General features: G+C 78.8%; 8 protein-coding genes. 4 read left to right on the top strand and 4 right to left on the bottom strand.

Translation table 11 applies throughout. The features are described from left to right. The first annotated feature begins 85 nt into the window (after window positions 1-85). Entirely contained in the window at window positions 86-1,075 is a 990-nt protein-coding gene (locus tag EF903_RS20140) for a PHP domain-containing protein (protein ID WP_125545133.1), read from the top strand. A gap of 219 nt (window positions 1,076-1,294) precedes the next feature. On the opposite strand, the gene EF903_RS20130 is transcribed toward EF903_RS20140, so the two are convergent. Then, window positions 1,295-2,251: a hypothetical protein gene (locus EF903_RS20130; protein ID WP_125545131.1), complete on the bottom strand. Its 957-nt coding sequence runs from the start codon at window positions 2,249-2,251 to the stop codon at window positions 1,295-1,297. Window positions 2,252-2,491: 240 nt separating this feature from the next. On the opposite strand from EF903_RS20130, the gene EF903_RS20125 reads away from it, so the two are divergent. The 3 genes from EF903_RS20125 (at window position 2,492) to EF903_RS20115 (ending at window position 3,996) form a co-directional block, all read left to right on the top strand. Continuing rightward, window positions 2,492-2,680 (top strand): DUF6381 family protein, encoded by a 189-nt coding sequence (locus EF903_RS20125; protein ID WP_114055578.1) that lies wholly within the window; start codon window positions 2,492-2,494, stop codon window positions 2,678-2,680. A 107-nt stretch (window positions 2,681-2,787) separates the two neighbouring features. After that, window positions 2,788-3,294, top strand: a complete 507-nt coding sequence (locus tag EF903_RS20120) for a mycothiol transferase (RefSeq protein ID WP_125545129.1) — start codon at window positions 2,788-2,790, stop codon at window positions 3,292-3,294. A gap of 123 nt (window positions 3,295-3,417) precedes the next feature. After that, entirely contained in the window at window positions 3,418-3,996 is a 579-nt protein-coding gene (locus EF903_RS20115; RefSeq protein ID WP_125545127.1) for a helix-turn-helix domain-containing protein, read from the top strand. Window positions 3,997-4,190: 194 nt separating this feature from the next. Here the strand turns inward: EF903_RS20115 and EF903_RS20110 are convergent, their stop codons facing one another. From EF903_RS20110 to EF903_RS20100, 3 genes are all read right to left on the bottom strand, one after another. Further along, entirely contained in the window at window positions 4,191-6,074 is a 1,884-nt protein-coding gene (locus tag EF903_RS20110; RefSeq protein WP_125545125.1) for a hypothetical protein, read from the bottom strand. After that, on the bottom strand, window positions 6,071-9,928 hold the full coding sequence (locus tag EF903_RS20105) for a DUF5682 family protein (protein ID WP_125545123.1): 3,858 nt from the start codon (window positions 9,926-9,928) through the stop codon (window positions 6,071-6,073). The genes EF903_RS20110 and EF903_RS20105 overlap by 4 nt, the downstream gene beginning before the upstream one ends. Continuing rightward, window positions 9,925-10,967 (bottom strand): AAA family ATPase (locus tag EF903_RS20100; protein ID WP_125545121.1); only part of this gene is annotated, 1,043 nt, incomplete at its 5' end. The genes EF903_RS20105 and EF903_RS20100, both read right to left, overlap by 4 nt.

Below are 10,967 nucleotides of genomic sequence, written 5' to 3'. Positions count from 1 at the left end.
GTCCACGGCCAGAGCCGCAGGCCACAGCCACTGCCGGGCGCCGTGCGGCCGGGGCCGCCGGGTGCTCTGAGAGACTGGGGGCACGATGAGCGAGACAACTGCTCGGCGGGACGCGGACGCGGTACTGCGCGCCCGGGCCGAGATCGACCTGGCCGCCCTGCGGGCCAACGTACGCGCACTGCGCGAACGGGCCCCCGGGGCGGCTCTCATGGCCGTCGTCAAGGCGGACGCCTACGGCCACGGCGCGATCCCCTGCGCCCGTGCGGCCGTCGCGGCCGGTGCGACCTGGCTCGGCACCGCCACCCCGCAGGAGGCCCTCGCCCTGCGCGCGGCGCTGCGCGGGGACTGCCACCTGCACTCGGAGTGGTCGGACGGAGGCAGCCCCATCGAGGCGATGGGCCGGGCCGCGGCCGCACTGGGCCACGAGTGGGCCGTCCTCACCGACCACTCGCCGAGCCTCACGGTCGCCCGGGGCCTGACGGCGGAGCGGCTGCGCGAGCAACTCGACGTCGTGGCCGAACTGAACGCCGGGTGGGCGCCGTTCCGGCTGCTGACCGGCATCGAGTGCGACATCCTCCTCGACGGCTCCCTCGACCAGGAGCCGGAGCTGCTGGACCGGCTGGACGTCGTCGTCGGATCCGTCCACTCCAAGCTGCGGATGGAGGAGCCCGCCATGACGCGCCGGCTGCTGACCGCCGTGGCGAACCCGCTGATGGACGTCCTGGGCCACTGCACGGGGCGGCTGGTGACCGGGCGGACCCGGCCGGAGTCCCGGTTCGACGCCGAGGCCGTCTTCGCGGCCTGCGCCGAGGCCGGGACCGCCGTCGAGATCAACAGCCGGCCCGAGCGGCTCGACCCGCCCCGCCGGCTGCTGCGGCTCGCCGTGGAGGCCGGAACCCTCTTCGCCGTCGACACCGACGCCCACGCCCCCGGCCAACTGGACTGGCAGCTCACCGGCTGCGAACGGGCCGCCGAGTGCGGGGTCCTGGCCGACCGTGTGGTCAACACGTGGTCCGCCCAGGACCTCCTGGCCTGGACCCGCACCCGCCGGCCGCCGCGGCGGGCGGCGGCGTAGGCTGTCCGCCGCCGCGGTGGGGAAAGGTAGCGCAGAGGTCGTCGCATCCTCTTGCGAAGAGGAATGACGCCGGTTCGAATCCGGCCCGCCCCGCCGTGTGCGCAGGGCACGGCCCGCGGGGTACTGCGCGCGGCCCCGCCGCTCGCGCCCCGGGGCATGGTCGCGGGGGCGGAGCCGGCGCGTGCACGGCTCAGCCCCCGCGGGCTCACTCCCCCGGCATCAGCCGCGCGCCCCCGCCCGCGCCCTCGGGGCCCCGGCGGCCAACGCCAGGCCCGCCAGCAGTGCGGCGACCGCCGCGCACAGCACCGCCGCGGCGCCCGCCCAGGGCAGCGGCGCGCTCACCGCGCCCCGCAGCGGGTCGAGGCCGCCGACCCCGCCGACCACGTGCAGGGCGACGACCCCGACCGCCGCGGCGGCACCGGCCCGCCAGGCCGCGTCGCCGCCCCGTGCGGCCAGCAGCGCCCCGAAGCCCAGGCCGAGGACGGCGGCGAGCAGCGGCAGCAGGGCCGCCGGTCCCGCGGCCGGCACCGCTGCCGGGTCACCGGGCAGGTGGAGGGCACCGCAGAGCACCAGCACCGCCGCCACGGGCCGCCGCAGGACGCGGCGCAGCCGCCGCGCACGGGCGGGCGCGGGCTGCGCGGGCGCGGGCTGCGCGGGCCCGCCCTCGGCGGGGCCGCGGGGGCGGCTCCCGGCGCGCTCCGCCGGCTCTGCGCCGGGGCGGCCGTACGAGCGCGCGGGGCGCGCCGGGGCGGCGGGGGGTCCGTCGGCACCGTCCGTCCCGAGGATGCTGACGAGCAGGGCGACGTCCTCGACGGGCCGCCCCACGGCGGCCGCGCGCAGCGTGACGTCCTTCTCGGGCCCTTCGCCGGCGGCGCCGTCCAGGAGGGCGACCATCTCGCGCACTTCGTGCACGGGCCGCGCCACGGCCGCGGCGCGCAGCGCCTGGTGCCCGCGGTCCGGATGCTGGCCCGTCTCCTTGAGGAGGCTCACCAGTTCGGCGACCTCCTCCAGCGGCCGGCAGGTGCCCGCCGTCTCCAGCAGCGTCCGTATCGGTTCTGCGGCCGCCCGGTCGGTGGCGTCGCCCGTCTCGTGGTCTGCCCGTTCGTCGGTGGCGGCGGGCTCGCGGGGACCGGCGGGCTGCGCCTCCGCGAGCATCATGGGGTCAGGGTCGTTCATCTGAAGCTCCGTTCGCCGACGCGCGGGTCTGCGTAGTGCGCGCCGGTCAGCGTGCGCCATATGGATGCGCACGCCCGTTCCCATTCACGCGGACACCGCCGAACGGCGCCATCCGCGGCGGGCAAACGGGGGAACCGGCCCCGGCGGCAGGTCACCCGTCGGCGGCGGTTCGAGATGCGGCCCCGCGGCGCGGCTGCTTCGCTGGGTCCGCCCTCCTTCCCCCACACACGAGGAGTGACCATGGGCGTTACAGGCGAATCCGGCGGCCGTGTCCGGCAGTTGCGCGAGAAGGCACAGGAGCTGCAGCAGGCGGCCGAGCGCTCCGGCGACCCGGACGAGCGCCGCCGGCTCCAGGACAAGGCGCGGCGCCTGCGCGAGCAGAGCGAGCAGGAGAGCCGGATCGACGACCGGGGTATGGACCCCATGTAGCGCGGCGCCGTACGGGCCGCCGGCCGGGGCCCCGCGGGGCCCCGGCCGGTGCGCCGTACGGCGGCACGGGCGCGGGCACGGTTCGAGAACACGTCTGGGGACGGTGGATGAAGGCGACGCAGGTACTGGCCGACGGGTACGGGCGGATCCGGGAGGTGGTGCACGAGGTGGTGGACGGTCTGCCGGCCGAGGAGCTGAACATGCGGACCGGCCCCGACGCGAACTCCATCGCCTGGCTGGTGTGGCACCTGACCCGGGTGCAGGACGACCACATCGCCGACGCCTCCGGCCAGGAGCAGGTCTGGACGGCGCAGGACTGGGCGGGCCGCTTCGCGCTGCCGCTGCCCGCCGACTCCACCGGGTACGGCCACACCTCCCGGGAGGCGGGCACGGTCCGGGTCGACTCGGGCGACCTGCTGCTGGGCTACCACGACGCCGTCCACGAGCAGACGGCGGCCTTCCTCCGCGGTCTCGCCGCCGCCGACCTGGAGCGGATCGTCGACAAGCGGTGGGACCCGCCGGTCACGCTCGGGGTGCGGCTGGTGAGCATCCTGGCCGACGACCTCCAGCACGCCGGGCAGGCGGCCTACGTGCGGGGCCTGCTGGGCCGGTGACGCACGGGCCGTGGCCGGGAGGGTCTGCCGCGTCGCCGGCGTCCGCCGCGGTGCGGCGCAGGGCGGAGGTCCGCGCCCCGCGGCGGACGGGCGTGCGGGGGGCCGGCAACTAGGCTTGCGGGCATGGCGAACGACGACACGGCGGTCCTGGCCTCCGTCGGCCCCCGGCTGCGCGCCCTGCGCAAGGGCCGGGGCATCACCCTGACCGCGCTGGCCGACACCACCGGCATCTCGGTCAGCACCCTGTCCCGCCTGGAATCCGGGGCCCGCCGCCCCAACCTGGAACTGCTGCTGCCGCTGGCACGCGCCTACCGGGTCCCGCTGGACGAGCTGGTCGGCGCGCCGCCGGTCGGCGACCCGCGGGTCCGCCTGAAGCCGGTCCGCCGGCACGGCGCGACGATCGTCCCGCTGACCCAGAGCCCAGGCGGCCTCCAGGCCTTCAAGATGGTCATCCCGCCCACCCGCCGGAACCCCGACCCGCGCACGCACGAGGGCTACGAGTGGCTGTACGTCCTCAGCGGCACGCTCCGCCTGGTCCTCGCCGAACGCGACCTGCTCCTCCGACCGGGCGAGGCCGCGGAGTTCGACACCCGCCTCCCGCACTGGTTCGGCAGCACGGGCGAGGCCGCGGTCGAACTCCTGAGCCTCTTCGGCCCCCAGGGCGAACGCGTCCACGTCCGCGCCCGCCCGACCGGCTCGTAGGGGGACCGGCGGCCGCCCGGTGGAGCAGGACTCCGTACCGGGCCCCGGGGTCGGTCAGGCGGACCGGGCCTGGGTGGGCGGGTGCCAACCGGGCCCGGCCCCTGTTGCACCGCGTCGACGCGCGGTTCGGGTTGCGGGACGCGGACTTCGCCGACATCGGCGCCTGGCTGCGCGTCTGCCGCTGAAGGGCCGGGTCAGCCCCAGGAGGCGGCCACCAGCGCCCGCCGGGCCGCGGACAGGTGGGTCGCGGCGGCCAGCCACGCCCAGGCGTAGGCGTCGGCCGACGGGTCGGTCAGGCGGCCGAACGCGTCGCGCGGCCGGCGGTCCGCCTCGGCTGCGAGGTCCGCGGCCAGTTCGGCCGCGGTGGTGAAACCGGCCCTGCGCAGCGGCCCGTACGCGGCGAGCGGTTCGGGACCGCGCCCGGACTCGGCGACGGCCCGGCGGCCGCCGGCGACGCCCGACTCCAGCAGCCGGTCGGCCCGCCACAGCGGCGATTCGGCCAGCGGGTCGGGGCCCGGTTCGGCGGGCGGGGTCTGCGGGGCGGTGCTCCTGGGCGGGAAGTTGTCGCCCTGGAGGCGGTCGTAGCCCAGGTCGGCGCGGCCCAGCAGGCCGTCGGGCAGCCGCAGTGTGTACGCGGCCCCCGGAACGGGCCCGACGGCGAGGGGCCGCAGGGTGGCGGCCCGGTCGAGGTCGGGGCGGCCCAGGACGCGCAGCGCGAGGCCCGGGTGGGCGGCGATCCGGCGCAGGTTCTCCAGGTGGGGCAGCTCCGGGTGCGGGTGGGCGGCGCGCAGCCGCAGCACCGGCCCGTCGGGGCGGTCCTCCCGTACGAGGAGGTCCTCCCCTGCCGGGCCGAGCACCGTGACGTCGCAGCCCAGCAGGGCCGGGCCGGCGCCGTCCGGGTCGGGGTCGGCGAGCTGCGCGGCGACCGCCTCGGCCGCCGGGCGGGCGAACAGCACGGCGGCGGGCTCCTCGGTCCACGGGATGCCGGGCACCGGGTGGGCCTGTACGCCGCGTCCGGCGCCGAGCCGGCCGTCGGGCGAGACGGTGGCGCCGGCGATGCGCAGGCCGCCGCGGGCGAGGCCCGCGTGGTCGAGGGCGGCGCCGCCGAGGACCACCGAGGCGGAGCCGGCGCCCTTGGCGCGGGCCAGGCCGCCGGGGCGGACGTCGGACAGCGAGTGGCGTCCGCCGTCCTGCGACAGCAGGTGGGTGACCACACCGCCGTATCCGGTGGCGGACAGCACCGGCTCCCGGCACAGCCCGTACACCCGCAGGTGGCCGCCCGGCCGGTAGGTGCGCCGGGAGGTGCCCGTCCACGCGGGGTCCGCGGCGCCGGACGCCAGCAGGGCGGCGGTCTGCAGGAGTTCCAGGAAGGATGCGGCGAGGTCGGCCAGGCGGTGGTTGCCGCTGCGCTCGCGGGCGGAGCGCAGGCCGCGGACGAGGCGCAGGGTGGCGGCCTCGGCGCGCGGCAGGCCGGCGACGCGGGCGCTGTGGGCGGCGCGCAGCAGTTCGGCCTGGACGACCGCCCCGGCGGCGGTGGCACCGGCGGCGAGGGCCTCGGCGCCGGCCCGCCACAGGGCTTCGGCCGCGGCGGTCTGGGCCGCGGTGAGGGCCGGGGGCGGCGTGTCCGCCCCGCCGCCCGGGCTCGCGGGGCCGCCGGGGGCTGCCGTGGAGCCCGCGGTGGCCGCGGGCCCGCCGGGGCCTTCGGCAGCGGTGGCGGGCGCGGCCGGCCCGCCAGGGGCCGCCGCCTCCGCCTCCGGTTCCGGTGCGGCCGGTGTGTCCGCGAGCGGGGCCGCGCCGAGCACGGCGGCCCGGTGCAGGCAGCGGGGCGCGAGCAGGCAGGTGCAGGCGGCCCGTTCGGCGGTGTCGACGGCGCCGCCGGGGCCGGGCCGCAGGGTGACGACGGCGTCCTCGCCGAACCGGACGGTGACGGTGCCGTCCGCGGCGCGCTCGGCCGGTGTCACGCCCGTGGCACAGCCTTCGACGGCGGCGTCGAGCTTCTTGCGCAGCCGCGCGGTGAGGTGCTCGACGGCTTCGGCGAGGACCTCGGGGGCGACGGGCGGCAGCAGGTCGGTACTCAACGGGTTTCTCCACGGAGGCGGTCGCCCACCCAGCGGGCGAGGGCGAGCGGGCTGAGGGCGGCCACCGGCATGCCGGCCGCGACGAGCTGCCGCGCGACGGACACCGAGTAGCGGGGGGTGCCGGTGTCGTCCAGGGCGGCGCAGCCCATCAGGTGCGCACCGGAGGCGGCGAGCGCCCGTACCTCGCCGAGGAGTCCGCCGATGGGTGCGCCCTCTTCGAAGTCGCTGACCACGACGACGAGGGTGCGGCTCGGCACCGTGATCAGGGAGCGGGCGTGGGCCAGGCCCGCGGCGATGTGCGTGCCCCCGCCGACGCGGACCTCCAGGAGCAGCGACAGCGGGTCCTCGACGCGGTCGGTGAGGTCCACGACCTGGGTGGAGAAGGCGAGGAAGTGCGTCGACAGGGTCGGTACGCCGCCCAGGACCGCGGCGGTGAGCGCCGACCAGATGACGGACGCCTCCATGGAGCCGGAGACGTCGACGACGAGGACGAGGCGCCAGTCGGCCTCGCGGCGGGCCCGCGTGTGGAAGACGGGCCGCTCGGGGACGACGAGGAGGCGTCCGTCGTCCTGCCGCCGCGTGTGCGCCAGGTTGGCCCGCAGGGTGCGGTCCAGGTCGAGCCGCCCGCCGGGACGGCGCGTGGGGCGCGGCGTGTCGAGGCCGGACAGGGCGGGGCGCAGCCGGGTGGCCAGCTCCTTGGCGAGTTCGTCGACCAGGCGCCGCACGAGGGGGCGCAGGCGGGCGAGCTGTGCTTCGGGCAGGCCGCCCGCGAGGGACAGCACGGAGCTGAGGAGTTCCACGGAGGGCCGTACGGACGCGGGGTCGAGCTGCGTCAGCACGTCGCTGCGGCCGGTGTCGGCGGCGGCGGCGAGGACCTCCTCGCGGACGTCGGCGCCGAAGAGCGCCTGCAGTTCCTCGGCCCATTCGCGGGCCGTGGGGAAGGACGCGTCCTGGCCGCCGCCCGTGCCGGAGCCGGCGCCGGCGTCGAGGTCGGCCGAGCCCTCGCCGCGGCCGGTGCCGTACAGCTCGTCGAGGGCGCGGGCATAGCGGCGGGCGCCGGCGGGGAGCCGGTCGCGCTGCCGGCCGAGGAGCAGCCGCCAGCGGTCGGCGGGCCCGAGCCGTACGGCGTCGCCTGCGGCGCCGGTCCCGGCGGGATCCGCGCCCGCGGGCGGTGCCGGCGCCGCGGCCGGTACGGGCGGCCCTGCCTGCGCCCCGTCCGCGGTGGCCGCAGGACCGGCCGGTGCCGACCGCCCGGAAGGCGCCGTGACGGGCGCGGCGGCGGAACCGGCGGACGGCCGCTCCGCCGGCGGGGCGGCCGCCGCGGCCGGGTCGGTGGACCGGGCGGGCCGTCCGTCCGCTTCGGGGGACGCGGCGGCTGCCGCGTCGGCGGGTGCCTGGGCGGCGGCGCCGGGCCGCGCGGAGGCGGCAGCGTCGGCCGGGTCGGCGGCGGGGCGGTCGGGGCGCGGCAGGGCCTTCAGGGCGGCGGCTCCGGCGGCGTCCGCGGCCGCCCACAGGGCGAGCAGCGCGGGCGGTGCGTCGAGGGTGAGGTCGATGCGGTCGCCGAGGCGTTCGGTGACGGTGGCCAGGAGCCGCTCCCGGGCGGCGGGGGCCAGCGTGTCGAAGCCGCCGCGGAGGGCCGGGAGCCGGTCCAGGAAGTCCGTGTCGGCGAGCGAGTCGACGCGGTCCAGGACGGGGAGGAGCGCGGCCGCGGAGGACTGCAGCAGCGGCCCGGCCGCGGTGAGCAGCCCGCCCAGGCGGCGCGTCAGCGCGCGGCGTGCCTCAAGGGTGGAGGCGCCGTCGATCCAGCCGGCGGCGCGGGCCCCGAGCCCGTCGGCGGGGTCCAGGTCGAGGAGGACCCGTACGGCGAGCGCCGCGCCCTGCATCAGCGGGGAGCCGTCGGCCGCGAGCGCGGCGAGGGCGTCGTCCATGCGCAGGCCGAGGTGGCGGCCGGCGGCCCGGTCGGCGAGGGCGACGAGGGCCCGCGCGTCGGCGGGGTCCTCGCTGCCGGCCAGGCCGGGCAGGGCGCGTACGGCGGCGTCCAGCAGCTCGCCGGTGAGGGCGCCGGCGGCTTCGCGCAGGCCGTCCGAGTCCAGCGGGAAGTGCCCGCGGGCGAGCCCTTCCAGCAGGTCGAGTGCTTCGAGGAGTTCGGGCAGGGCCGCGGTCTGCGGCAGGACGGCGGCGGCCTCCTCCAGGCGTACGCCGACCAGTTCGGGCAGGTCGCAGCGGGCGGCGGCGGCCAGGCCGGCGAGGATCTGCTGCGGGGTCGGGCCGCCGTCGGCGGCGGCCCGGCGGGCGGTCTCGCCGAGCGTTCCGGCGGCGGCCTGGGCGGCGGTGACGCCGCGGACCCCGGCGAGATCCAGGCGGGCCGGGACGGACGGCGTCCACTTCAGCCGCCACTTGGTGCCGAGGGCGGTGCCGTCGCCGGTGCCGGCCACGTCGAGGGCCTCACCGTACCCGGCGCCGAGGACGGCGAGGCGCTGCAGGAGCACCTCGCGCCGCCGGTCGAGCGGGGAGCGCAGCGGGTCGAGGCGGATTTCGCGGGAGGCGGGGTCCTGCGGGCCGGGCAGCCGCAGTTCGGTGAGCTCGGCTTCGACGCCGGGCCCGAGGCCGGAGCGCGGGGCGCGCGGGGTGATGCGGCCCCGGCCGGTGCCGACGAACACGGCCTCCAGGGCCCGGGCCAGGGCTCTGCCGCGGCCGAGGGGCTCGCCCTGGCCGAGGACGGTGGTGACGGCTTCCAGAAGCTCGCCGCGGCCGGGCGCGGGCAGGCCGCGCAGGGCGGCCAGGTCGCAGGCCAGGCGCAGGGTTTCGGCGGCCTCCCCGGTGCCGGCGGTGTGGCCGGCGCGGCGCAGCTCCCGGCACAGGCCGGTGAGGGCGTCGGACGCCGCGGTGCGGAGCCGGCCGGGGTCGCCGCCCGCCTCCAGGACGGCCTGCTGCCAGCGGGGGTCGCGGATGCCGGCGGGGTAGCCGGAGCGGGAGTCGAGCAGGTCGAAGGAGTACGGCACGAGCGAGGTGACGGCGGCTTCGGCGTCCCCGGCGGCATCCCGGCATCCCGTGCCCGCGCCGTCGGCGGCGTCGGCGGCGTCGAGGGGCCGGGCGTCGGGGAGCGCGGCGTCGAGGAGCGCGGGCGCGTGGAACGCGCCGATGACGGCGGCGACGCGCCTGCCCCCGGCGGCCGCCCCGGCGATGACGCTGCGCATCCGCGCCTCGCGGGCCAGGTCCGCGGCGGGGACGTCGGCGTCCTGGCGCAGCGCCCAGCCGACGCCGAGGGCGGCCCGGCGGACTGCCTCGGGCGTGCAGCCCGGGGCGAGCACCTCGACGGCGCGGTCCCACATGTCGTCGCCGTCGCGGCCGGTGCCGGAGGCGCTGAGGGCGTCCGCGTACGAACGCCCGCGCCCGGCCCGGACGCCGCCGGCGGCGTCCGGCGCCGCGTGCGCATCCTGCTCCGGGGCCCAGCCGGGATCGCCGAGCGGCAGGTCGCAGCACAGCACGTCGGCGCCGTGCTCGCGGGCCCACCGGATCGCCGCCAGCTCCGGGGAGAAGTCGGCGAACGGGTAGAACGCGAGGCCGCCGCCCCGCCCGGTGCCGGCGAGGGCGACGGGCGCGACGGTCTCGGGGTCGGCGAGGTGCTCCAGCCACGGCCGGAAGTCGGCGGGGAGCTCCACGCAGACGACCTCGGCCCCGGCGGCGTCCAGCAGCGCCGGGACCACGGCGGCGAGGGCCGGGCTGTGGTGGCGTACGCCCAGCAGGTAGGGCTGCCGGGACGCGGCGAGGGCGTCCACGGCGGCCCGCGGGTCGGCGGCGTCCGGGCCGGGGCCGGCCGGGGGCGTCGGCGCGCCCGCGGTGGGGGTGGTCATCGGAGGCTCCCGCGCAGGTCCCACAGGCGGCGCCACATGGCCGAGCCGTCCTCGGCGCGGCGGCGGACCGGGCCGTCCCAGTAGCCGAGCAGGCGGCCGTGGTCGGCGGGGTCGTCCTTGCGGACCACGCCGAGGAGGTGGCCGGGCAGCAGGTCGAGGACGTCGCCGCCCGGCAGGTATGCGGCCGCGACGCCCAGGGAGGCGGCCACCTGGACGGCCTCGGCGGTGGACATCACGGTGCCGGGGCGCTCCACGTCCCAGCCCTCGGCGGAGCGGCCGGAGCGCAGGTCGCGGAAGACGGTGACGAGGGCGTCGAGGACGGCGTCGTCGACGCCGAAGGAGGCGCCGGCGCGCTGTACGGCCGCGACGGCCTGCCGGCGGATCAGGGTGGCCTCGGCGTCCGCGTCGGCGATGGGGTCGACGGTCTCGAAGTTGAAGCGCCGCTTGAGGGCGGCGGACATCTCGGAGACGCCGCGGTCGCGGAGGTTGGCGGTGGCGATGACCGTGAAGCCGGGGGCGGCGGCGACCACGGCGTCCTCGGTGGCGGTCAGTTCGGGGACGGTGACGCGCCGGTCGGACAGGATCGACACCAGCGCGTCCTGGACCTCGGGCAGGCAGCGGGTGATCTCCTCGACGCGGACGACGCGCCCGGTGCGCATGGCGGACAGCACCGGGGAGTCGACGAGGGCCTGCGGGGTGGGGCCCTGGGCGAGGAGGAGGGCGTAGTTCCAGCCGTAGCGGAAGGCGTCCTCGGTGGTGCCGGCGGTGCCCTGCACGGTGAGGGAGCTGGTGCCGCTGACGGCGGCGGCGAGCAGCTCCGACAGCATCGACTTGGCGGTGCCGGGCTCGCCGGTGAGGAGCAGGCCGCGCTCGCCCGCGAGGGTGACGACGCAGCGTTCGACGAGGGCGCGCTCGCCGACGAATTTGGGGGCGATCTTCATCTTGGCGGGCAGTCCGGCCCGGCGCCCGCGCAGGGTGAGGTCCTCGCCGTCGCTGCCGCAGACGAAGGTCACGACGGCGCGCGGGGTGAGCGCCCAGC

Origin of the sequence: Streptomyces sp. WAC05292, from assembly GCF_003949955.1 — a bacterium.
Classification (GTDB): domain Bacteria; phylum Actinomycetota; class Actinomycetes; order Streptomycetales; family Streptomycetaceae; genus Streptomyces; species Streptomyces globosus.
This window is presented reverse-complemented; position numbering and strand designations above follow the sequence as displayed.

Excerpts from the sequence above, each read along its gene's own strand:
- EF903_RS20140 (WP_125545133.1), top strand. The coding sequence starts at position 86 with ATGAGCGAGACAACTGCTCGGCGGGACGCGGACGCGGTACTGCGCGCC.
- EF903_RS20115 (WP_125545127.1), top strand. The coding sequence starts at position 3,418 with ATGGCGAACGACGACACGGCGGTCCTGGCCTCCGTCGGCCCCCGGCTG.
- EF903_RS20120 (WP_125545129.1), top strand. The coding sequence starts at position 2,788 with ATGAAGGCGACGCAGGTACTGGCCGACGGGTACGGGCGGATCCGGGAG.
- EF903_RS20130 (WP_125545131.1), bottom strand. The coding sequence starts at position 2,251 with ATGAACGACCCTGACCCCATGATGCTCGCGGAGGCGCAGCCCGCCGGT.
- EF903_RS20105 (WP_125545123.1), bottom strand. The coding sequence starts at position 9,928 with ATGACCACCCCCACCGCGGGCGCGCCGACGCCCCCGGCCGGCCCCGGC.
- EF903_RS20125 (WP_114055578.1), top strand. The coding sequence starts at position 2,492 with ATGGGCGTTACAGGCGAATCCGGCGGCCGTGTCCGGCAGTTGCGCGAG.